At 65.4% G+C, this 22527-nt stretch carries 18 protein-coding genes; 16 read left to right on the plus strand and 2 right to left on the minus strand.

All coding sequences use genetic code 11. The annotated features are described in order from the left end of the window. The first annotated feature begins 142 nt into the window (after positions 1-142). Positions 143-1099, plus strand: coding sequence for a molecular chaperone DnaJ (locus LN047_RS14270; protein ID WP_373979330.1), 957 nt, complete (start codon positions 143-145; stop codon positions 1097-1099). Positions 1100-1141: 42 nt separating this feature from the next. Here the strand turns inward: LN047_RS14270 and LN047_RS14275 are convergent, their stop codons facing one another. Further along, positions 1142-2392, minus strand: a complete 1251-nt coding sequence (locus tag LN047_RS14275) for an NnrS family protein (protein WP_373979331.1) — start codon at positions 2390-2392, stop codon at positions 1142-1144. Between the two features lie 242 nt (positions 2393-2634). On the opposite strand from LN047_RS14275, the gene LN047_RS14280 reads away from it, so the two are divergent. The 15 genes from LN047_RS14280 (at position 2635) to LN047_RS14350 (ending at position 20294) form a co-directional block, all read left to right on the plus strand. Beyond that, complete coding sequence (locus LN047_RS14280) at positions 2635-3894, plus strand: nitrate/nitrite transporter (RefSeq protein WP_056318336.1); 1260 nt, start codon at positions 2635-2637, stop codon at positions 3892-3894. A gap of 26 nt (positions 3895-3920) precedes the next feature. Beyond that, positions 3921-5306, plus strand: a complete 1386-nt coding sequence (locus LN047_RS14285) for a NarK family nitrate/nitrite MFS transporter (protein ID WP_373979332.1) — start codon at positions 3921-3923, stop codon at positions 5304-5306. A 219-nt stretch (positions 5307-5525) separates the two neighbouring features. Next, a complete protein-coding gene (locus tag LN047_RS14290) occupies positions 5526-9269 on the plus strand; it encodes a nitrate reductase subunit alpha (RefSeq protein WP_373979333.1) in 3744 nt (1247 codons plus the stop codon). Beyond that, a complete protein-coding gene (gene narH, locus LN047_RS14295) occupies positions 9266-10831 on the plus strand; it encodes a nitrate reductase subunit beta (protein WP_373979334.1) in 1566 nt (521 codons plus the stop codon). Before LN047_RS14290 ends, narH begins: the two co-directional genes overlap by 4 nt. A 15-nt stretch (positions 10832-10846) precedes the next feature. Next, the gene (gene narJ, locus LN047_RS14300) at positions 10847-11494 is read left to right on the plus strand and encodes a nitrate reductase molybdenum cofactor assembly chaperone (protein ID WP_373979335.1); all 648 of its coding nucleotides are present in this window, start codon (positions 10847-10849) and stop codon (positions 11492-11494) included. Between the two features lie 18 nt (positions 11495-11512). Continuing rightward, positions 11513-12196, plus strand: coding sequence for a respiratory nitrate reductase subunit gamma (gene narI, locus LN047_RS14305; RefSeq protein ID WP_373979336.1), 684 nt, complete (start codon positions 11513-11515; stop codon positions 12194-12196). 22 nt (positions 12197-12218) lie between these two features. After that, complete coding sequence (locus tag LN047_RS14310; protein WP_062841461.1) at positions 12219-12980, plus strand: peptidylprolyl isomerase; 762 nt, start codon at positions 12219-12221, stop codon at positions 12978-12980. Further along, positions 12977-13975, plus strand: coding sequence for a GTP 3',8-cyclase MoaA (moaA, locus tag LN047_RS14315; RefSeq protein WP_373979337.1), 999 nt, complete (start codon positions 12977-12979; stop codon positions 13973-13975). Before LN047_RS14310 ends, moaA begins: the two co-directional genes overlap by 4 nt. Before the next feature lies 1 nt (position 13976). Continuing rightward, on the plus strand, positions 13977-14642 hold the full coding sequence (locus LN047_RS14320; RefSeq protein ID WP_056318361.1) for a carbonic anhydrase: 666 nt from the start codon (positions 13977-13979) through the stop codon (positions 14640-14642). Then, positions 14639-15136, plus strand: a complete 498-nt coding sequence (mobB, locus tag LN047_RS14325) for a molybdopterin-guanine dinucleotide biosynthesis protein B (RefSeq protein ID WP_056318363.1) — start codon at positions 14639-14641, stop codon at positions 15134-15136. Before LN047_RS14320 ends, mobB begins: the two co-directional genes overlap by 4 nt. A 92-nt stretch (positions 15137-15228) precedes the next feature. Then, a complete protein-coding gene (locus LN047_RS14330) occupies positions 15229-17166 on the plus strand; it encodes a type IV pili methyl-accepting chemotaxis transducer N-terminal domain-containing protein (RefSeq protein WP_373979338.1) in 1938 nt (645 codons plus the stop codon). 14 nt (positions 17167-17180) lie between these two features. Then, positions 17181-17843: a response regulator transcription factor gene (locus LN047_RS14335; protein WP_056318368.1), complete on the plus strand. Its 663-nt coding sequence runs from the start codon at positions 17181-17183 to the stop codon at positions 17841-17843. A gap of 83 nt (positions 17844-17926) precedes the next feature. Then, positions 17927-18943 carry a peptidase U32 family protein gene (locus tag LN047_RS14340; protein ID WP_056318371.1) on the plus strand — a complete coding sequence of 339 codons (1017 nt, stop codon included), beginning with the start codon at positions 17927-17929 and terminating at the stop codon, positions 18941-18943. Continuing rightward, positions 18940-19833, plus strand: coding sequence for a U32 family peptidase (locus tag LN047_RS14345; protein ID WP_373982135.1), 894 nt, complete (start codon positions 18940-18942; stop codon positions 19831-19833). Before LN047_RS14340 ends, LN047_RS14345 begins: the two co-directional genes overlap by 4 nt. Further along, the gene (locus tag LN047_RS14350) at positions 19830-20294 is read left to right on the plus strand and encodes an SCP2 domain-containing protein (protein ID WP_373979339.1); all 465 of its coding nucleotides are present in this window, start codon (positions 19830-19832) and stop codon (positions 20292-20294) included. Before LN047_RS14345 ends, LN047_RS14350 begins: the two co-directional genes overlap by 4 nt. 12 nt (positions 20295-20306) lie before the next feature. On the opposite strand, the gene LN047_RS14355 is transcribed toward LN047_RS14350, so the two are convergent. Beyond that, a complete protein-coding gene (locus tag LN047_RS14355) occupies positions 20307-22478 on the minus strand; it encodes an ABC transporter permease subunit (protein ID WP_373979340.1) in 2172 nt (723 codons plus the stop codon). Positions 22479-22527: the final 49 nt, after the last annotated feature.

A 22527-nucleotide genomic window follows, 5' to 3' on the forward strand; every position in this document is an offset into this window, starting at 1 on the left:
GGCAAGGGGATAGCGGACAGCCGAGATTCTATATTAATAATAATGATTAGCGTTATTGAAACCAATATTCAAGAAGGGTTTGCGCGTATCGTTTAGAGTGGCGGCTGTTTTCAATACCCCGGTTTGCAACAGGAGTGGGTCCATGAGCGAAAAATCCCTCGAAAGTCCGCGTGAATTATGCGAACGCCTGCAGGAACGACTGACGGCCGAACGGGCCCGGCTGGCGCAATGGCAGTCGATCGAGGCGGATTATCACCACAAATACACCGAGACGCTGCGGCCGCTCGAAGACAAGCTCAACCAGCTGCGCTACAAGCTGGTGCTGTGCTTTGACCACGCCTACAAGGAAATGGGTCTGTCCAAGGCCGAACGCGAGTTCGTGTCCGAACTGGTCACGGAGTTCTCGGAAGAACTGCTGGTGCTGTCGGCCAAGTCGGCGCTACCGGCCGGTTGCGACACCGCGCGGCTCAAGACGCTCTACAAGAAGCACGGCGGGGCCGACTACGACGCCAATCTTGCCGAATTGACCGAAAGCGCGCGGCAAGAACTGGCCGATGCGCTGGACCTGGACGTTGCCGACCTGGACTCGATGTCGCCCATGCAGTTGCTGCAGGTCATCCAGGATCAGTACGATGACGAAGACGCGGAAGAGTTGCTGGAATACGCTCGCGTGGTCCGCATGCCGACCGTGACGAACGCCGTCGCCTGGGACGCACTGCAAGCGGCCGAGCGGGAGCGGCTGGCCCAGGCCGCCCAGGATCCCAACCTGCGCGCCACCGTGCAGGCCGCCGCCGACATCCCCGACGATCAGCTGGAAGCGGCCAATGCGGTGCTGGCCGCGCAGCTCGACGAGATCCTTACCCAGGTTCAGTTTGCCGAGGAAGGCTTCACGCTGCGCTATGAGCTGGACCCGTTCGCCACCTTCGATCCGGAAACGGTGATGCAAGAGCTGGATGACGACATCAAGGACATCCAGGAGTACATCCAGGAACTTGAACACGAGGTCATGCAGTTCTCGGACGAATCCCTGCTCAAGGCTTGGCTCAAGGCCATGCGGCGTGAAGTTGCCGCGATGGAGCGGCGCGAAGGCCGGTCGTGAAGCGTTAGGGCGGGGGCAGGCGGTGTCTTTGACGCGGCGCCCTCAGCTCTTGGGCCGCGACACCGGCATCACCCGCATGACGGGCGTCGCCTGCTTGGCCGCCGCGTCCGCGCGCGGGCGGATCATCATGGGGAAGAACCGCCACAGGTACAGTCCCAGCGCCAGCGCCCACGCGGTGGCCGACGCATGCAGCAGGCCCAGCGTTGCCGCGGTCGGCAGCAGGGCCGCCAACCGCAGCAACGCCGCCAGGATCATCAGCGCGTAGCTCAGGACCATGCTGCGGTCCGTGTGCAGCGGACGACCCAGATGGCCGAGTGCGGTGCGGGTCACCATGCCCAGGATCAACACCGAGAACCCGGCCACGCCGATGACGTGCGCGGGCCAAGCCTGCCGGACCACAATGCCCGCCAGTTGCGCCGCGCCCACCAGCAGGCCGATCCCCAGACCCAGATACCCCGCATAGAGAATCCACAGGAGCGGCACGCGCCGCACGGCCCACGGCTTCCAGGACACCCACTGCACCAGCGCAATCGCGCCGCTTGCCGCAAGCGCCAGCGCGGCGGCCTGCTGCACGCCGGCCAGCAGGCAGGCGATGGCGACGACGCCAAAGCCAAGCTGCCAGTGACCGCTCTTGGTATGGGGAGGAATGTCCAGGCCCGCAACGGCGCGCTTGGCGAAGAAGGGCATGACCCGCCGGGCGATCAGCAAGGTCAGCACGGCCATCGACAGCAGCCCGGCATTGAAATAGCGCATCAGCGTCACGTAGTCGCCCTGGACCGTCGCCCACAGGTACAGCCCGTTGGTCGCGCCAAGCGCCAGCAGAAGGAACGGCACGCCATAGTTGCGCTGGTTCCGCGTGACCACGACGGCGCGTCCCAATGCCCCGGCCGCCCACAGGAAAAACAGCAGGTCCGCCGCCGCCGCGACGACGAATGCAGTGCGCCCGGGGACCAGATACCCCACGCGCGCCACGATCCAGAGCCCGCACAGCGCGGCAAGCGGATTGCCTTTCAGGGGATTCTTGCCCGTCCAGTTGGCGCCCGCCGTCAGCAGGAAGCCCACGGCGATCGTGGCCACGAAGCCCCACAGCATTTCATGCGCATGCCAGAACATGCCGTTCAGCACGCCAGTCAGCCGCGCGGGGGCGTGCACCCATAGCAACACCGAAAAAAGCGCCCAGAAGCAGCCAGCCAGATACAGCGGGCGGAAACCCATTTCAGTGAACGCGCCCCACTCGGGCGGGGCGGGGCGCGGCTTCTTTGCGGGTTCGTCGATGGAAAGCAGGGTGGTCATGGTGTGGCCCGTGCGCGCGGGGCGCGCGCCGTTGCGGTTTTGAACGTGTATTTGAAATACATATTACATCTGGCCGCATCGCGACGCGATCCGGGGATTTGATCCAGCGCAAGGCTGTCTGGAACACCCGCATGACTAGGCACTTCGGAAATAGCCCTTTGGTCGGCTGGGGAATGGTTGCAAATGGGAGGGCTGCTTAGGCTACCGACATACGTATTTGTCAGCAAAAAGCGAGACTAACCATGGCAGCACATCAATCCTCGGCCGGTGCGCCGATGCGGGTCCTGATATCCAGCACGTTTGCCTTCACCATCTGTTTTGCGGTGTGGATGATCTTTGCCGTGCTGGGGATCCCCATAAAGGCGCAGCTCGGCCTGTCCGAAACGCAATTCGGCCTGCTGGCCGCCATGCCGGTCCTGACCGGCTCCCTCGTGCGCGTGCCGCTCGGCATCTGGACTGATCGCTACGGCGGCCGTCCCGTGTTCTTCGTGCTGATGCTGCTGGCGGTGGTGCCGATCTGGCTGCTGTCCTACGCCACGGAATACTGGCAGTTCCTGGTGCTGGCGCTGTTCGTCGGCCTGACCGGCGGCTCGTTCTCCGTGGGCACGCCCTATGTCGCCCGCTGGTTCCCGCGCAACAAGCAAGGTCTGGCCATGGGCGTCTTCGGCGCCGGCAACTCGGGCTCGGCCATCACCAAGTTCGTGGCCCCCGCGCTCATCGCGGCTGCCGGTGGCGCCTGGGTCATCGTGCCGCAGGTCTACGCCGTGGCACTGCTGGTCACCGCCATCCTGTTCTGGATGTTCTCGTCGTCCGATCCGTCTCACCGCGTCGCGGGCGGCGCCTCGTTGTCGGCCCAGTTCGCCATGCTGAAGGATCCGCGGGTGTGGCGCTACTGCCAGTATTACTCGGTCGTGTTCGGCGGCTATGTGGCGCTGGCCCTGTGGATGACCAAGTACTACATCGGCGAATACGGCTTCGACATGAAGCTGGCCGCGCTGCTGGCCGCGTGCTTCTCGTTGCCCGGCGGCGTGCTGCGCGCCGTCGGCGGCTGGATCTCCGACCGCTACGGCGCCTACAAGACCACGTGGTGGGTGATGTGGGTGTGCTGGGTGGCGTTCTTCCTCCTGAGCTATCCGCAAACCGAATTCACCGTCATGACCGCCGGCGGCCCGCGTTCCTTCGGCATCGCGCTCGGCCCGGTCACCTTCACCATCCTGCTGTTCGTCGTCGGCATCGCCATGGCGATCGGCAAGGCCTCGGTCTTCAAGTTCATCTCCGATGAATTCAGCGACAACATCGGCGCCGTGTCCGGCATCGTCGGACTGGCTGGCGGCCTGGGCGGCTTCGTGCTTCCCATCATGTTCGGCGTCCTGCTCGACCTGACCGGCATCCGCTCCAGCGCCTTCATGCTGCTGTACGGCACGGTCTGCGTCTCGCTGATCTTCATGCACTTCAGTTTCCGGCCCGAAAGCGCGGCCATCGCCCGGCAGCAAGCCGCCTGACCCAACCACCATCCTGAGAGAACCTCATGTCCACTCAAGTCCTTGCGCGCTGGGAGCCGGATAATCCCGGTTTCTGGAAACAGACGGGCGCGCGCGTCGCCAACCGCAATCTGTGGATCTCGATCCCGGCGCTGATGCTGGCGTTCAGCATCTGGATGCTCTGGAGCGTGGTCGTCGTCAACCTTGACCGTGCCGGCTTCATGCTGTCCAAGAACCAGCTCTTCTGGCTGACGGCGCTGCCCGCGCTGTCGGGGGCGACGCTGCGCATCTTCTACTCGTTCCTCGTGCCCGTCTTCGGCGGGCGCAAATGGACGGCCATCTCCACCGCCTCGCTGCTGATTCCGGCGCTGGGCATGGGTTTCGCGCTGCGCGACCCGACCACCTCGTTTCCGACCCTTCTGGTGCTGGCGCTGCTGTGCGGCCTGGGCGGCGGCAACTTCAGCTCCAGCATGGCCAACATCAGCTTTTTCTTTCCCAAGGATAAGAAGGGGCTGGCAACGGGCCTGAACGCCGGCATCGGCAACCTGGGTGTGTCGCTGGTGCAGTTCGTCGTGCCGGTCGTCATCACCATGGGCGTCTTCGGCGTTGCCGGCGGCGAACCTCAAGTCATCAACGCCAATGGCGCGCAGCAAAATCTGTGGCTGCAGAACGCGGGCTTCATCTGGGTGATCCCCATCGCGCTGGCGTCCATCGCCGCATGGTTCGGGATGAACGACATCGCCGATGCGCGCGCCTCGTTCGCCGACCAGGCGGTCATCTTCAAGCGCAAGCACAACTGGCTGATGTGCTGGCTGTACGTGGGCACGTTCGGGTCGTTCATCGGCTTCTCGGCGGGCTTCGCAATGTTGACCAAGACGCTGTTTCCCACCGTCAACCCCATGGCATACGCCTTCCTCGGACCGCTGGTCGGATCGCTGACGCGTCCCGTGGGCGGCTGGATCTCCGACAAGTTGGGCGGCGCCCGGGTCACGCTCTTCACCTTCGCGGCCATGATCGCCGCGGTGGCTGGCGTCGTGACGTTCCTGCCGGGTGAGGGCCGCCTGGGCGACTTCAACGGCTTCTTGGCCATGTTCATCGTGCTCTTCGCGCTGACCGGCCTGGGCAACGGTTCCACGTTCCGCATGATTCCGGTGATCTTCCTGCGCGAGCGCACGCAGGCGGCGCAGGGCAAGGGCCCCGCCGCGCAAAAGCAGGCCATGTCGGAGGCGGCCAAGGAATCGGCCGCGGTGCTGGGCTTTTCCGGCGCCATCGGGGCCTACGGCGGCTTTTTCATCCCGCGCAGCTTCGGCACGTCGCTCGAAATGACGGGCAGCGTCCAGACCGCGCTGTTCTGCTTCATCGGCTTCTATGCCACCTGCATGCTGATCACGTGGTGGTACTACGCACGCCGCAACGCGCCCATTCCCTGCTAAGGAGCGTTCGCCGGGGCCCGGTCGCGCACACGTTGCGTGGCCGGGCCCCGGCGGCCTTGCGCGGCCCGACTAGTTCGGCCTACCCGGGTAACTAGTCACTCTGCCGAACCCGGGTTGTGCCACCGGCGAATGGTCGGCCAGACAGCCCAGCCCTAAAGTTGTTTCATCAGCATTGATCGCAGTACGCGCCGGCCAGGCCGGCGTTCTTGGAGAAACACAATGAGTCATTTTCTGGACCGGTTGAAGTTCATGTCGCGGGTGAAGTCCACCTTCGCGAACGGTCACGGCGAAACCGTCAACGAGGACCGCAAGTGGGAGAACGCCTACCGCGCCCGCTGGCAGCACGACAAGGTGGTGCGTTCCACCCACGGCGTGAACTGCACCGGCTCCTGCTCCTGGAAGGTGTATGTCAAGAACGGCCTGATCACCTGGGAAACCCAGCAGACCGACTACCCCCGCACCCGTCCCGACCTGCCCAACCACGAGCCCCGCGGCTGTCCTCGTGGCGCTTCGTACAGCTGGTATGTGTATTCGGCGCAGCGCGTGAAGTACCCCATGATCCGCGGCCGCCTGATCGAAATGTGGCGCGAAGCCCGCAAGACGATGGACCCGATCGCGGCCTGGGAATGGATCAGCCAGGATCCCAAGCGCGCCAAGCGATACAAGTCGGTGCGCGGCCTGGGCGGCTTCGTCCGCGCCGATTGGGACACCGCCACGGAGATCATTGCCGCGGCCAACGCGCTCACCATCAAGAAGTACGGTCCGGACCGCGTGATCGGGTTCTCGCCGATTCCTGCCATGTCGATGGTCAGCTACGCCGCCGGCGCCCGCTACCTTAGCCTTTTGGGCGGCGCCTGCCTCAGCTTCTACGACTGGTACTGCGATCTTCCCCCCGCCAGCCCCCAGATCTGGGGCGAACAGACCGACGTGCCCGAGTCGGCCGACTGGTACAACTCCACCTACCTGATGGTCTGGGGCTCGAACGTCCCGCAGACCCGCACCCCGGACGCGCACTTCTACACCGAAGTCCGCTACAAGGGCACCAAGACCGTTGCCGTGTCCAGCGACTTCGGCGAAATGGTCAAGTTCGGCGACATCTGGCTGGCGCCCAAGCAGGGTACCGACGCCGCGCTCGCCATGGCCATGGGCCACGTCATCCTCAAGGAATTCCACCTGTCGGGCAAGTCGGCCTACTTCACGGACTACGTGCGCCGCTACACCGACATGCCGATGCTGGTGCAGCTTAAGGAACGCGACGGCTTCTACGCCCCTGACCACTTCCTGCGCGCCTCGCAGCTGGACAACGCGCTTGGCGAACAGAACAACCCCGACTGGAAGACGCTGGTGCTGGACGAGTCCACCGGCGATCTGGTGGCGCCCAACGGCAGCATCGGCTTTCGCTGGGGCGAGGGCGCCGTCAACGGCGGCGAAAAGGTCGGCCGCTGGAACCTCGAATCCAAGGATGGCGGCTCGGGCCGCGAAATCGTCCCCACGCTTAGCCTTCTGGACAAGTCCGACGAAGTGGTCGGCGTGGGCTTCCCGTACTTCGGCAGCGAACACGACGAGCTGCTGGTGCGCAACGTGCCCACCCGCCGCATCCGCCTGGCTGACGGCACCGACGCGCTGGTCGCTACCGTGTATGACCTGCAGATGGCCAACTACGGCCTGGATCGCGGCCTGGGCGGCGGCAATGTCGCGTCCTCTTACGATGACGACGTTCCCTATACGCCTGCCTGGCAGGAAAAGCACACCAGCGTGCCGCGCGCGCAAGTCATCCAGGTGGCGCGCGAGTTCGCCCAGAATGCGCACGACACCGAAGGCAAGTCCATGGTCATTGTCGGCGCCGGCCTGAACCACTGGTACCACATGGACATGATCTACCGCGGCATCATCAACATGCTGATGATGTGCGGTTGCGTGGGCAAGAGCGGCGGCGGCTGGGCGCACTATGTGGGCCAGGAAAAGCTGCGCCCGCAGTTCGGCTGGGCCCCGCTGGCGTTTGCCGCCGACTGGGTGCGCCCGCCGCGCCAGATGAACGGCACCTCGTTCTTCTACGCCCATACCAGCCAATGGCGTCACGAAAAGCTGAATGTGCAGGAAGTGCTCGGCCCCACCGCCGACCGCGCCAAGTACAGCGAACTCAGCATGATCGACCTGAACGCCCGCGCCGAGCGCATGGGCTGGTTGCCGTCGGCGCCACAGCTGCGCACCAATCCGCTGGACGTCGTGGCACAGGCCGACAGCCTGGGCAAGGATCCCGTCGCGCACGCCGTCGAACAGATGAAGTCGGGCGAGCTGCGCATGTCCTGCGAAAACCCGGACGATCCCGCCAACTTCCCGCGCAACATGTTCGTGTGGCGCTCCAACATCCTGGGCTCCAGCGGCAAGGGCCACGAGTACTTCCTGAAGTACCTCCTGGGCACCCAGAACGCCGTGTTCGGCGACGAAGCCGACGCCATCAAGCCGTCCGAAGTCACCTTTGAGGACGACGCCGCCGAAGGCAAGCTCGACCTGCTGACCGTGCTGGACTTCCGCATGAGCACCACGTGCCTGTACGGCGACATCGTGCTGCCCACCGCCACCTGGTACGAAAAGGACGACCTCAACACGTCCGACATGCACCCCTTCATCCACCCGCTCAGCGAAGCCGTGCAGCCGCTCTGGGAAAGCAAGACCGACTGGGAAATCTACAAGCTGCTGGCCAAGAAGTTCAGCGAAATCGGCGGTCCGTACCTGGGCAAGCGCCGCGACCTGGTGCTGACCCCGCTGATGCACGACACCCCGGGAGAACTGGGCCAGGCCTTCGAACCCAAGGACTGGAAGCTCGGCGAATGCGACCTGATTCCGGGCAAGACGGCCCCGTCCATGACGGTGGTCGAGCGCGACTACAACGACATCTACCGCAAGTTCACGTCGGTGGGTCCGCTGCTGGACAAGCTGGGCAACGGCGGCAAGGGCATCAACTGGAACACCCAGCACGAGGTTCACGAGCTGGCCGGCATCAACGACAGCGTCACCGAAACCGGCGTCAGCCAGGGGCGTCCGCGCCTGGATACGGCGATCGACGCGGCCGAGATGATCCTGACCTTCGCACCCGAGACCAACGGCCATGTATCGGTCAAGGCCTGGGAAGCGCTGGGCAAGATCACCGGACGCGACCACACGCACCTGGCGGTCGGACGCGAGCACGACAAGATCCGCTTCCGCGACATCCAGGCGCAGCCGCGCAAGATCATTTCGGCGCCCACCTGGTCCGGTCTGGAAAGCGAAGAGGTCAGCTACAACGCCGGCTATACAAACGTCCATGAACTGATCCCATGGCGCACCCTGACGGGCCGCCAGCAGTTCTACCAGGATCACCGCTGGATGCTGGACTTTGGCGAAGGCTCCTGCGTGTACAAGCCCGCCATCGACACCAAGACGGTTGCACCCATGCTGGGCAAATACCCGAATGGCGAAAAGGAACTGGTCCTGAACTGGATCACGCCGCACCAGAAGTGGGGCATCCACAGCACGTACTCGGACAACCTGCGCATGCTGACCCTCAGCCGCGGCGGCCCCCACGTGTGGGTGTCCGAAGCCGAGGCCAAGCAGGCCGGACTGGTCGACAACGACTGGGTGGAAGTGTTCAACGTGAACGGCACGCTGACCGCCCGGGTGGTCGTGAGCCAGCGCGTGCCGGTTGGCATGTGCCTGATGTACCACGCACAGGAAAAGATCGTGAACGTGCCGGGCGCTGAAACCAGCGGCAAGCGCGGCGGCATCCATAACTCGGTCACGCGCACGGTGCTCAAGCCCACGCACATGATCGGCGGATACGCGCAGCAGGCCTACGGTTTCAACTACTACGGCACCGTGGGCGCCAACCGCGACGAGTTCGTGGTCGTGCGCAAGATGAAGAAGGTGGACTGGCTGGAAGGCCCGCTCGTCGAAGAACTGCAACAAGAAGAGAAGCAATCATGAGGATACGCGCCCAAATCGGCATGGTGCTGAACCTGGACAAGTGCATTGGCTGCCACACTTGCTCGGTCACCTGCAAGAACGTCTGGACCAGCCGCGACGGTGTCGAGTACGCATGGTTCAACAACGTTGAAACCAAGCCCGGCATCGGCTATCCGAAGGAATGGGAAAACCAGGAAAAGTGGAAGGGCGGCTGGAGCCGCACGGCCGCCGGCAAGCTGGAACCGCGCCAAGGCAGCAAGCTGCGCATCCTGGCCAACCTGTTCGCCAACCCGAACCTGCCCGCCATCGACGACTACTACGAACCGTTCACCTACGACTACGAGCACCTGAAGAACGCGCCGCTGTCGCAGACGCCGCCCACCGCGCGTCCGGTGTCGGTGCTGACGGGCAAGAAGATGGACAAGATCCATTGGGGCCCGAACTGGGAAGACGACCTGGGCGGCGAATTCAGCTCGCGCAGCCGCGATGCGCTCTTCGAAGGCGTGCAGAAAGAGATGTACTCGACGTTCGAGAACACCTTCATGATGTACCTGCCGCGCCTGTGCGAACACTGCCTGAACCCGGCCTGTGTCGCCAGCTGCCCGTCCGGTTCCATCTACAAGCGCGAAGACGACGGCATCGTCCTGGTCGATCAGGACAAGTGCCGCGGATGGCGCATGTGCATCTCGGGCTGCCCGTACAAGAAGATCTACTACAACTGGAACAGCGGCAAGGCCGAGAAGTGCACGTTCTGCTATCCGCGCATCGAGGCCGGCCAGCCGACCGTGTGCTCGGAAACCTGCGTGGGCCGCATCCGCTACCTGGGCGTGCTGCTGTATGACGCCGACCAGATTGAAAATGCCGCCGCCACCGCGAACGAGCAGGATCTGTATCAGTCGCAGCTCGACCTGTTCCTGGACCCGCATTCGCCCGAGGTGATCGCCGCGGCGCGCGAGCAGGGCATCCCGGAATCTTGGCTGGAAGCCGCGCGCAATTCGCCCGTCTACAAGATGGCTGTCGAATGGAAGGTGGCCTTCCCGCTGCACCCCGAATACCGCACGCTGCCGATGGTCTGGTACATCCCGCCGCTGTCGCCCATCCAGACGGCCGCCGAGTCCGGCAAGATGCCCCAGCGCACCGTGGGCAAGAGCGGCATGATCCCCGACGTGTCGACGCTGCGCATCCCCGTGCGCTACCTGGCCAACCTGCTGACCGCAGGCAAGGAAGCGCCGGTGCTGCAAGCCCTGGAACGCATGCTGGCCATGCGCGCCTTCAAGCGGTCCGAGACCGTCCACGGCGAACGCGACACGGCCCTGCTGGATCAGGTTGGCCTGACCGAGGAAACGGTGCAGGACATGTACCGCATCATGGCCATCGCCAACTACGAAGACCGCTTCGTCGTGCCCAGCAGCCACAAGGAAGTGGTCGAAGACAGCTTCAACGAGAAGGGAAGCTGCGGCTTTACCTTTGGCAATGGCTGCTCTGGCGGCGTGTCGGAAGGCACCCTGTTCGGCCGCAAGCCGCAGGGCAGCGAGATCTTCATCGAAATGCCCAAGTCGCGCAAGAAGGCCGTTTCGGCCTGAGGAAAGGAGAACACCATGAGCCTGTACCGACTGCTTTCCGCCATGCTGTGCTATCCCGAGCCGGAGCTGCTGGACTACCTGGGCGAACTGGAAGAGGCCCTGGCGTCCTATCCGGACGCCGAGGAAACCCTGCAGCCGCTGGTCAGCTACCTGGCCTCGAACGACCTGATTCCCCTGCAAGAGAACTACGTCGCCACCTTTGACCGCAATCGCTCGCATTCGCTGCACCTGTTCGAGCACGTCCACGGCGAAAGCCGCGACCGAGGCCAGGCGATGGTGGACCTGCTGGAGACTTACCGCGCGCACGGCTTCGAGCCGATGGTGTCGGAACTGCCGGACCACGTGCCGCTGTTCCTGGAATTCCTGGGGGTTATCGATCCCGACACAGCCCAGGAGCTGCTGGACGAAGCCATCCACGTGCTGGCGGCCATCGGCGCGCGCCTGGCCAAAAGCGAAAGCTGCTACGCCTGCGTCTTTGCCGTGCTGCGCGCCCAGTCCCGCGTGATTCCGCGCGTGCAGACCGAGGCCCCGGTGCGCGACATGGACGAGGCGATGGAGGCCTTCGGGGCCGGCCCCGACGGCGTGGAACCGCTGCTGCGGCCGTTTGCGGGAGGCGGGGTGCAGACCGTGCACTTCCATCCCCGTTCCGCCGCGACTCATTAATGCCCAGGACGACGCATCATGAACTCCCTGAACCAGTTTCTTTTCGGCATCTATCCGTACATCGCACTGACGATCTTTCTGCTCGGCAGCCTGGCACGTTTTGAGCGCGAGCAATACACCTGGAAATCCGACAGCTCGCAACTGCTGCATCGCGGGCAGTTGCGGCTGGGGAACATCCTGTTCCACATCGGCATCCTGGGCCTGTTCTTCGGGCATCTGGTCGGCCTGCTCACCCCCGTCATCGTGTGGGACACGCTGGGCGTCTCGCACTCGCTCAAGCAGATGGTTGCGATGGTGGCGGGCGGCGTGATGGGCGGGCTGTGCCTGATCGGCCTCTTGATCCTGATCCACCGCCGCCTGACCGACCCCCGCATCGCCCACGCCACGCGGCCCGGCGACAAGATCCTGCTGCTGTGGATCCTGGTGACGCTGCTGCTCGGGCTGTCCACGATCGTGCTGTCGGCTGGCCACATGGACGGCGAAATTATGGTGCACCTGATGACCTGGGCGCAGCACATCGTCACGTTCCAGGGCGACGCCGCCACCTACATCGCCGGCGTGCCGCTGCTGTTCAAGGCGCACCTCTTCATGGGCCTCACGCTTTTCGTGATCTTCCCGTTCACCCGTCTGGTGCACGTCTGGAGCGGTTTCGCGTCGGTGGGCTACCTGGGCCGCGCCTGGCAACTGGTCCGTCCGCGCTGATTCCCCGTCTTAGGAGCCGAACATGCCTGTCATCGTCAACGGCGTCGAACTGAACGACGCGGATCTGGAACGTGAACTGCCCTTGCACGCAGAAGCCGGCAATCCCATGCGCGAGGCCGTCACGGCCCTGGTGCTGCGGCGCGTCCTCTTGGACGAGGCCGGCCGGCAGGGCCTGGACGTGTCCGACGAGGAAAGCGCCATCGGCGCCTTGCTCGCCAGTCAGGCACCGGCGCCCGAAGCCGACGACGCCGCTTGCCGGCGCTTCTACCAGATGCACCCCGAGCGCTTCATGGTGGGCGAACTGGTCGAGGCCGACCACATCCTGTTCCAGGTCACGCCCGACGTGAACCTGGACATGCTGAAGGCGCATGCCAACGTGGTGCTGGCCGAGCTGCTGGCCGACCCGTCGCGGTTCGCCGAGGTGGCCCGCGAACAATCCAATTGCCCATCCGCGGCCGTCGGCGGCAATCTGGGCCAACTGGGTCGCGGCGACACCGTGCCGGAATTCGAACGCGCGGTGTTCGCGCTGCCTTCGGGCGGGTTGCTGCCGCAGTTGTTGCAGACGCGGCACGGCCTGCACATCGTCCGCGTGGTTCGGCGTGTGGAAGGGCGGCTCTTGCCCTACGAACACGTGGCCAAACAGATTGCCACGGCGCTCACGTCCATGAGCCGCGATACCGCCTGGCGGCAATACACCAAGCTGCTGGTCGGGCGCGCCAAGATTTCGGGCATCGATCTGGACGACGGCGAACCCGAACGGGTCTTCGCCGGGAGCGCCGCATGATGGACGAGCCAGCCCCCGCCGCCCTGGCGGACGGCTTCGGCCGCCGCATCGACTATCTGCGCGTTTCGGTCACAGATCGTTGCGACCTGCGGTGCAGCTACTGCCTGCCCAAGGATTTCAAGGGTTTCGAAACGCCGGCCAACTGGATGACCCACGACGAAATGGCCCGGCTGATCGGGCTGTTCGTGAGCCTGGGCGTGGCCAAGGTCCGGCTTACGGGCGGCGAGCCGCTGCTGCGCAAGGGCGTTGCCGGGCTGGCTGCCACCATCGCCGCCATGCCTGGGCTGCGCGACCTGTCCGTGTCCACCAACGCCACGCAGCTATCGCGCCATGCGCAGTCGCTGCGGGCAGCGGGGGTGGACCGTCTGAACATCAGCCTGGACACGCTGGACGCGGCAGCGTTCTCGCAGATCACGGGACGCGATTGCCTGGACGCCGTGCTGGCCGGATTGTCGGCCGCGCGGCAGGCTGGCTTTTCCCCCATCAAGCTCAACAGCGTGGTGCATGCGGCCACGCCGGAATCCGAAGTTCGCCGCCTGCTGTCGTATGCGGTGGAGCAGGGCTTCGTGCTGCGGCTGATCGAGCCGATGCCGATGGGCGAGTGCGGCCGCGGCTTTACGCACACCGACCTGAACGCGATGGGCGCGCGCCTGGCCGCCGACGCCGGGCTGGTGCCGTCGCTGGCCGAATCACGCAACGGCCCGGCGCGCTACTGGACCAGCGGGCAGGGCGCGTCCGTGCTGGGCGTCATCACCCCCATGTCGCGTCATTTCTGCGCCACCTGCAACCGCGTGCGGCTGGGCGTGGACGGCACCTTGTATCTGTGCCTGGGCCAGGAAGACCAGGTGCCGCTCGGACGCTTGCTGCGCGCGGGCGCCAGCGACGCCGATCTAATCCAGGCCATCCGGGCCGGCATTGCCGCCAAGCCGGAGCGCCACGAATTCAACGCCCGGCCCGAACGCATCGTGCGCTTCATGTCGCAAACGGGAGGCTGACATGCAGGATCTTGAACGACTGGTTGGCGGCTTCCAGCGCTTTCAGCAGCAGTACTACGAAGACGCGCCGTCGCTGTATCGCAACCTGCGCGACGGCCAGCATCCCAGCACATTGCTGATCGGCTGTTGCGATTCCCGCGTGGACCCGGCCATGCTGCTCGGTTGTGATCCCGGCGACATCTTTACCGTGCGCAATGTGGCCAATCTGGTGCCGCCGTGCAGCAAGGACCGCGGCCTTCAAGGCGTCCTGGCAGCGATCCAGTTTGCCGTCGAACAATTGCAGGTCAGCCGCATCATCGTGCTGGGACACGCCCAGTGCGGCGGAATCCGCGCACTGATGGAGCGCGGCATCCGCCGCGACGGCGAGACCGACTATCTTGGGCGCTGGATGGACATCGCCGAACCCGCGCGCGAACAGGTGCTGCGGCAGATGCCGGATGCCACCAAGGAAGAGCGCCGGCGCGCCTGCGAGCAGGCCTCCATCCTGATCTCGCTGCGCAACCTGGAGGACCTGCCGTTCGTGCGGCGGGCGGTCGACGCGGGCAGCCTGTCCCTGCATGGGTGGTATTTCGACCTGGTGGCGGGCGCTTTGCTGGCATACTCCCCGCGGGCGGACACGTTTTTGCCCATCGTATGTCCCTTGCTGACGGAACCCGCACTCGTATGACTCCCGTATTCGGTATCGCCGGCCGCTCCGGCAGCGGCAAGACCACCCTGATCGAGGCCATGCTGCCGCTGCTTGGCGCGCGCGGCCTGCGGGTGAACGTCATCAAGCACAGCCATCATGATTTTCAGATGGAGCCCCCCGGCAAGGACAGCGCGCGCTTTCGGACCGCGGGCGCGCAGGAAGTCATGATTGCCTCGCCATACCGGTATGCCATCGTGCATGAACTGCGCGACACGCCGGAACCCACGCTTGAGGCGCAACTGGCGCGCTTGTCGCCCGCCGATCTGGTGCTGGTCGAGGGCTTCAAGCAGGCCGCGATTCCGCGCATCGAGGTCTACCGCCCGGCGCTGGGCAAGCCGCCGCTGCACACCGAAGATCCTTCATTCCTGGCCGTCGTGACGGATGCGCCGCTTGAGATCGCCTTGCCGTGCCTGCCGCTGAACGACCCTGCCCAGGTTGCCGATTTTCTGTGCCGCACCCTCGGTTTGGCCTGATCGCATGAGGCTCAAACGCGCGCAATCGCGCCGGAAGGCGGGCGGGAAGCGACTACACTGATACCCGACCCGCGCTTTTCGCCTCGACACCCATGAAGTCCTCGAATACCGCCACTCCCTCCGACGCGCTGCCGTCGCCCCGGCACCGGCTGTCCACGCGCATCGTGGCAAGCTCGCTGCTGGCGCTGGTCGTGGTGCTGTCCATGGTGAGCTGGACGCTGTGGCTATCTTGGCAACTGGAAGGCGCGGGCGCTGCCATCAACGATACCGGCAGCCTGCGGATGCGAGCCAATCGCGTCGCCGTCGAACTGATGCGGCCGCAGGCCGGGCGCGAAGTGCGCACTACCGAACAAGTTGCGATTCTGGACGACACCATTGCGCGCCTGGCGCGGGGCAATCCCGCGCGGCCGCTCTTCATTCCCAACGACAACGCCATCCGCGCGCAATGGCACGACGTGGCCGCGTACTGGCGCGACATCATGAAGCCGGCGGCGCTGCGCGCCATTGGCCAGCCGGACGCATCAAGCTATCTGGAAACGCTGCCCGAGTTCGTGGCGCGCGCCGATACGCTGGTCCGGATGATCGAACAGGACAACGCCGGCAAGACCACGTCGCTGCGGCTGTCGCAGGGCGTGTTGGCGGCAATCGCCAGCGCGGGCACGCTTGCCATGATCTACCTGCTGTATCTGTGGATCATTTCACCGGTGCTGCGTCTGCGCGACGGCCTGCAGCGCATGGCCGACCGCGAATTCAGCACGCGACTGCCGGTCGAAAGCCAGGACGAGTTCGGCGTGCTGGCCCGCGGCTACAACCGCATGGCGGACGAGCTGCAGGACCTGTACACCAGCCTGGAGCAGCGGGTCGAGCAGAAGACGGCGCAGCTGGCCGCGCAGAATCGCGACATCGGAGCGCTGTATGACATGGCGGCGTTCCTGAACCAGCCCAATGAAATCGAAGCCATGTGCGATGGTTTCCTGCGCCGCGTGATGCTGCAGTTCGATGCCGAAGCAGGCAGCATCCGGGCGCTGGATCCCAACAACGAAAAACTGAACCTCGTGGTGTCCGTGGGTCTGTCCGAAGCATTGGTCGAGTCCGAACACTGCATGAAGGTCGACGACTGCTATTGCGGTGTCGCCACGCGCAAGGCGGGCGTGATCGTCATCCAGGACTTCCGCCAGTCGCCACCCGAACTGGATCTGAACTGCCAGCGCGAGGGCTTTGCCAGCGTGGCGGTGTTTCGCATCGTGACGCGCGACGAAGTGCTGGGTTCGTATTCGCTGCATTTCCGCACCCACCGCCGGCTGGCCGCGTCCGAGTCGCAGCTGCTGGAAACGCTGGGCCAGCACCTGGGCGTTGCGCTGGACAACCGACGCCTGAGCGCGCAGGCGCGCCAGTTGGCCGTCGTGCAGGAGCGCGGGCTGGTGGCGCAGGGCCTGCACGACAGCCTTGCCCAAGGCCTGAATTTCCTGAACCTGCAATTACAGATGCTCGATGCCGCCATCAAGCGCGGCGACGAGGAAGAAGTCAGCGAGATCCTGCCGCTCTTGCGCACCGGCGTGGACGAAAGCTACCAGGACGTGCGCGAACTGTTGACCAACTTCCGCAGCAAGTTGTCGCAGGGCGACCTGCAAGCCGCCATCGAGGACACGGTTTCGCGTTTTCGCCGCCAGACCGCCATCGAGACCGATCTGACGTTTACCCAGGGCGAGGGCGCGCCGTTGCAGCCGGAGCAGCAGTTGCAGGTGCTGTTCATCCTGCAGGAAGCGCTGTCCAATGTGCGCAAGCACTCGGAAGCCAGCCGCGTGCGGATCGCCGTTGAGAACGGCCGGGATTTCACCTTGCTGATTTCGGACGATGGCCAGGGCTACGACCCGGCCGACGTCGCCGAACGGGGCGAATCCCATGTCGGCCTGCACATCATGCGCGAGCGCGCCGCCCGCATGCGCGCCGTGATAAAACTCGAATCGCAGCCCGGCGCCGGCACGCGCGTGGCGCTCACCTTGCCTGGCGCCGAACGCCAGGCAGCCTGACATCCTTGCCCATCATGACCATCCGCATCCTGCTCATCGACGACCACACCCTGTTCCGCTCCGGTGTCCGCCTGCTGTTGCAGCGCCAGCCCGACTTCGAGGTCGTGGCCGAGGCGGGCGACGGCGTCGAAGGCATAAAGCGCGCCAAGGAGCTCAAGCCCGACGTCGTGCTGCTTGACCTGAACCTGCCCGGCCTGTCGGGGCTGGAAACACTGCAGCTGCTGACGCAGGACCTGCCCAATTGCGCGGTCATCATCCTGACAGTTTCGGAAGAGGCCGATGAGCTGGGCCAGGCGCTGCGCGACGGCGCTCGCGGCTATCTCGTCAAGAACATCGACGCGGACGCGCTGGTGTCCGCCATCCGCCGCGCCGCCAACGGTGAAGCCGTCATTGCCGACAGCATGACGGCCAAGCTCGTCGAACAGTTCCGCGGCCAGGCCAGCCAGACGCCGCCGCCGCCCGGCTCGGCCGAGCGCCATCGTCTTACCGCGCGTGAAACCCAGATCGTGCAATGGCTTGCGCGCGGGGCCAGCAACAAGGTCATCGCGCGCGAACTGGACGTGAGCGAAAGCACCGTGAAGATCCATGTGCAGAATGTGCTGAAGAAGCTCAATCTGACGAGCCGCGTGCAGGTCGCTGTCTATGCCGTGGAGCGCGGCTTGTACACCGAGGAATAGGCCGCACAAAAAGGCGCCGCGCGCGCCACGCCGTTTGATTTTCGACAAGGCCCGGGGGACGGGCGGCCCATAGACTGGCCGTCATGCAAACTCGAACCTCTCCCATAGAGCTCGTGGCCCCGGCAGGCAGTCTGGCCGCCTTGAAAGCGGCGATCGAAGCGGGCGCCGACACCGTCTATCTCGGGCTCAAGAACGCCACGAACGCCCGCAACTTCGCCGGGCTCAATTTCACCGAAGCCGACATCCGCGCCGGCGTCGAACTGGCGCATCGCCACAACCGGCATGTGCTCTTTGCCATCAACACCTTTGTGCAGGCAGGCCGCATGGCCGAATGGCAGGCCGCCGTCGATGCCGCCCACGACCTGGGCGCCGACGCCGTCATCATGGCCGACCCGGGACTGCTGGCCTACGCGAGCGACCGCTATCCGGACCTGCGGCTGCATTTGTCGGTGCAGGGTTCGGCCACCCACGCGGACGCCATTGAACTCATGAAAGAGCAGTTCGGCATCCGCCGTGTGGTCCTGCCGCGCGTCCTGACGCTGACGGAGATTGCCCGCATCTGCGCCAACGTCAGCGTCGAAGTCGAGGTCTTCGGCTTCGGCAGCCTGTGCGTCATGGCCGAGGGCCGCTGCCTCTTGTCTTCGTACGCCACCGGCGATTCCCCCAACAACAAGGGCGTCTGTTCGCCCGCGCACGCGGTGCGCTGGGTCGAAGAAGACGGCCGCATGGACGCGCGCCTGTCGGGCATCCTCATCGACCGGTACGAGCCCGGCGAACCGGCTGCGTATCCCACGTTGTGCAAAGGGCGCTTCGAAGTGGACGGGCAAGCCGATCACGCCCTCGAAGAACCCACCAGCCTGAACGCCATCGGCCTGTTGCCCAAGCTGGCGGAGATGGGCGTATCGGCCATCAAGATCGAAGGGCGCCAGCGCAGCCCGGCCTATGTCACGCAGGTGGTGTCCACGCTGCGAGCCGCGCTGGACAGCGTGCATGCGGACGCATCGCGCTTTTCTCCGCGCCCCGAATGGAACGCCATGCTGGCGCGCCATGCCGAGGGTTCACAAGTCACACAAGGCGCTTTCGAACGTCCATGGAAATGACCCCCATCCCATTCCAGATTTCTGTCGGCCCCTTGCTGTACTACTGGCCGCGCCAACGCACCATGGATTTCTACGCGGCGCTGGCCGAAAGTCCTGCCGACATCATCTACGTGGGCGAGACCGTCTGTAGCCGGCGTCACGAACTGCGCGCCGACGATTGGCTTGAACTGGCGCGCGACTTGCGCGCAGTGGGCAAGACGGTGGTGCTGTCTGGCCGCACCTTGATCGAGACGGGCGCCGAGGCCAACGCCTTGAAGAAGCTTTGCGACCAGCAGTATTTCATGGTCGAGGCAGGCGAGTTGGGCGCGGTGCGCCACCTGAGCGGCCGTGGCTTTGTCGCCGGTCCGCACATCAACGCCTACCACGGGGGCACGCTGACCTGGCTGGCCAATCGCGGCGCTGTGCGCTTCGTCGCGCCGCTTGAAATGGACGGCACCACGCTCGAACGCCTGCTGCAAGAGCGTCCCGCTGGCATGCAGGCCGAAGTGATGGTGTGGGGCAGGATGGCGCTGGCGTTCTCCGCGCGCTGCTTCACGGCCCGCCATTTCCGCCTGAAAAAGGACGATTGCGGCTTTCGCTGCATCGAGCATCCCGATGGCCTGGACATGCGCACGCGCGAATCGCGCGAGTTCCTGGGCATCAACGGCATCCAGGTTCAGTCGGCCGCGTGCCTGGACCTGCTGGCCGAGGCGCCGGAACTGGCGGGTATGGGCGTCGATGTGCTGCGCGTCAGCCCGCAATCGGCGGGCACGCTTGAGGCCATTGCCGCACTGGATGCGATGCGTCAAGGCGTCAAGCCCGAGCCGGTGTCGCCGCCCGCGGGCATCGGCCGCTGCAACGGTTACTACTATGGCAAGGCCGGCATCGGCCTCGAGGAGGCCGTCGCATGAGCGCCGCCCTGAATTTGCCGCCTGTGTTCGCCAAGCTGGGCCGCCGCGTGCCAGGCCCGTTTGTGTCGCTGCATTTCGTGGCGGGGCTTGAGCTGGCGCGCCGGCTCAAGTGGCTTGAGCCACCCGCGGAACTGAACGGCCGCAGCTTTGCCATCACCGTCGAAGACCTGGGTCTGCGCAGCAGCTTTGTCGTGCGCGATGGTGCATTCCGGCCCCTCTGGAACCGCGGGTCCACCGGCGCTGCGGAGCTTGAACTGGGCGCGAAGCTGGCGGACTTCCTGGCGCTCATGCGCGAGGAAACCGATGCCGACACCTTGTTCTTCCAGCGCCGCCTGCGTATCGCCGGCGACACTGAACTGGGGTTGATCGTCAAGAACTGGCTGGACGCGGCGCCCCGGCCAGCGTGGCTGCAACGCATGACTGCCGCAAACAGCGGCATGGCGGGTGGGACAGGCGGCTGATCTCCCCGCTGTTCAAGCACGCCGGCCTTCCATGCGGCGTGCCACGCGCGATAGCGCCAGGCTGGCGGCCAGATACAGCAGCGCCACGGCCAGATAAACCTCGACGTGATACGGGCGCCAGTCGGTGCCCGCCACCACCGCCTTGGCCGCGCCCAACACGTCAAACACACCAATAATGCTGACCAGCGACGTGTCCTTGACCGCGCCCACAAACACGCCCAGCGCGGCGGGCGAGGCGATGCGGCGGGCCTGTGGCCAGATCACGCACGCATAGGCCAGCGCGGGCCGCATACCCAAGGCGCGCGCAGCCATCATCTGGCCGGGCGGAATCGCCTGCAGCGCGCCGCGCAGCACTTCGGCCAGCACACAAGCGGTATGCAGGGTCAGCGCCGCCAGCGCCATGCTGAACTTCGACACGCCACCACCCAGCAGCATGGGCAACACAAAGGACGCGAACAGCAGCTGGGTCACCAGCGGCACACCGCGTACCGCTTCGATCAGACCGGCGGCGGCCAGTGAACCGGCCGGGCTGCCCGACCGGCGAAGCAGGGCGAGCGCGAAGGCGAGCGGCACGGCCGTAAACAGCGCTGCTATCGCCAGGATCAACGTGACGAGCAGCCCGCCCCAGCGTTGCGGGCCGATGAGGTCGCCGCCCCACGGCCAGCCCGTCAGTGCTGCCACGGTAATGCCTGACAGCGCAGTCAACAGGGCAATGCGTAGGCGCGCCGGCACGCGACGTGCGCCCAGGAAGACGGCAATGGCAGCCAAAAGTGCCAGGCACGCGATCAGCGCCGGCCCCCGGTGCGCTTCGGACATGGTGCCGTAGAACAACAGCGGCAGGTTTTCGCCCACGGCGGCCCAGCAGGCGCCTGCCGCCTTTGCGCAGGTCGCCGGATTGCCCGACCACACAGCGCGCAGCACTGCCCAGTCGATCAGTAACCAGGCCACGGTGGCCAGCAGCAATGTCAGAACGGCCGACATCGCGTTGCGTCGAAGCGTCCTGGCCTTGCCCCCAGCGCCATCCCAAAATGCCCTGTCACCCAGGCGCGCGCCGTGCGTGTCGCCCGGGCCGTGTCGGGTATTGCGCGCATTCCAGGCGGAGAGCCCGCCGCCCAGGCAGACCGCCAACGTCAGGTAAATGGCCATGGCAAGCGTTATGCCTTCCAGCGCCAGCCCGGTTTGCGTGATGGCCGTGTTGATGACGGCCATCAGTTCCTGGTACCCGATTGCGATGGCGAGCGTGCTGTTCTTGACAAGCGCCAGGCATTGGTTGGCATAGGGCGGCAGCGCGACGCGCGTGGCGTACGGCGCGATCACCAGCCGCAGCACCTTGTAGGGCGTGAGGCCCATGGCCTGGCCGGCTTCGACCAGGCCAACGGGAACCGCGCGCACCGCCCCGCGCACGATGTCGGCGATGTAGGCGGCGTGAAAGATCACGAGGCCGATGGTCAAGGCGGCAAACTCGATGCTGGGTTGCCATCCGCCCTGCAAGCCGAGCCCGCGCTTGACGGGCAGGTCGATCTGCATGGGCGGCAATAGTGCCCACGCGATTGCGGCGGCGGTCAGTATTGCGGTCAACGCGGCGGTGAACGCAGCATGGGTCCACCGGGGGCGGGCTTGCCACCCAAGCGCCAGCGCGGCCAATACCACGCCCGCATATGGCAGCCAGCCATGCAGCGCGGGCAAGGCCAAGCCGCGATTGGACAGCAGCACGGAAGGCAGCGGCGACCATGCTTGCCGCAAGTCAGGCAGACGCAGCAGCAACCCGTACCAGACGAAGAGCTGCAACAGCACGGGCGTATTTCGCAAGGGGGCAATGACGAGGGCGGCGACGCGCGCAGCCAGCGGGTTGGACGACAACCCCATGAATCCCAGGCCCGCGCCCAGGACGGTCGCCAGGGGTGTTGCCACGAAGGCGACGGTCAGCGTATTGGCCAGTCCCGCAGCCAGGGACATCCAGTAAGGATCTTCGGGCGTGACATTGAGCAGGCTTTCCGAGATACGGAATCCCGCTGGTTGAAGCAGGAAGCCGAACCCGCCCTGGATACCGCGTGCGGCCTGCACCGATTCGATGTGCAGCACCAGAATGGCGGCCATTGCGCCCAGTCCCAAACCCCACGCCAATGCAGGCAGCCAGCGGCGCCAGGGCGCAGTCAACGGATAGGGGAGCGTGGTGGCGGTCATGGCAGGTCATGCGGCAAAGGAATGAGCATGAAGGGCGGACCCGGCGGCC

Source organism: Achromobacter sp. JD417, assembly GCF_041879325.1.
Lineage (GTDB): Bacteria > Pseudomonadota > Gammaproteobacteria > Burkholderiales > Burkholderiaceae_B > Achromobacter > Achromobacter mucicolens.

Coding starts and splice junctions, on each gene's coding strand:
- LN047_RS14270 (WP_373979330.1), top strand. CDS start 143: ATGAGCGAAAAATCCCTCGAAAGTCCGCGTGAATTATGCGAACGCCTG.
- LN047_RS14275 (WP_373979331.1), bottom strand. CDS start 2,392: ATGACCACCCTGCTTTCCATCGACGAACCCGCAAAGAAGCCGCGCCCC.
- LN047_RS14280 (WP_056318336.1), top strand. CDS start 2,635: ATGGCAGCACATCAATCCTCGGCCGGTGCGCCGATGCGGGTCCTGATA.
- LN047_RS14285 (WP_373979332.1), top strand. CDS start 3,921: ATGTCCACTCAAGTCCTTGCGCGCTGGGAGCCGGATAATCCCGGTTTC.
- LN047_RS14290 (WP_373979333.1), top strand. CDS start 5,526: ATGAGTCATTTTCTGGACCGGTTGAAGTTCATGTCGCGGGTGAAGTCC.
- narH (WP_373979334.1), top strand. CDS start 9,266: ATGAGGATACGCGCCCAAATCGGCATGGTGCTGAACCTGGACAAGTGC.
- narJ (WP_373979335.1), top strand. CDS start 10,847: ATGAGCCTGTACCGACTGCTTTCCGCCATGCTGTGCTATCCCGAGCCG.
- narI (WP_373979336.1), top strand. CDS start 11,513: ATGAACTCCCTGAACCAGTTTCTTTTCGGCATCTATCCGTACATCGCA.
- LN047_RS14310 (WP_062841461.1), top strand. CDS start 12,219: ATGCCTGTCATCGTCAACGGCGTCGAACTGAACGACGCGGATCTGGAA.
- moaA (WP_373979337.1), top strand. CDS start 12,977: ATGATGGACGAGCCAGCCCCCGCCGCCCTGGCGGACGGCTTCGGCCGC.
- LN047_RS14320 (WP_056318361.1), top strand. CDS start 13,977: ATGCAGGATCTTGAACGACTGGTTGGCGGCTTCCAGCGCTTTCAGCAG.
- mobB (WP_056318363.1), top strand. CDS start 14,639: ATGACTCCCGTATTCGGTATCGCCGGCCGCTCCGGCAGCGGCAAGACC.
- LN047_RS14330 (WP_373979338.1), top strand. CDS start 15,229: ATGAAGTCCTCGAATACCGCCACTCCCTCCGACGCGCTGCCGTCGCCC.
- LN047_RS14335 (WP_056318368.1), top strand. CDS start 17,181: ATGACCATCCGCATCCTGCTCATCGACGACCACACCCTGTTCCGCTCC.
- LN047_RS14340 (WP_056318371.1), top strand. CDS start 17,927: ATGCAAACTCGAACCTCTCCCATAGAGCTCGTGGCCCCGGCAGGCAGT.
- LN047_RS14345 (WP_373982135.1), top strand. CDS start 18,940: ATGACCCCCATCCCATTCCAGATTTCTGTCGGCCCCTTGCTGTACTAC.
- LN047_RS14350 (WP_373979339.1), top strand. CDS start 19,830: ATGAGCGCCGCCCTGAATTTGCCGCCTGTGTTCGCCAAGCTGGGCCGC.
- LN047_RS14355 (WP_373979340.1), bottom strand. CDS start 22,478: ATGACCGCCACCACGCTCCCCTATCCGTTGACTGCGCCCTGGCGCCGC.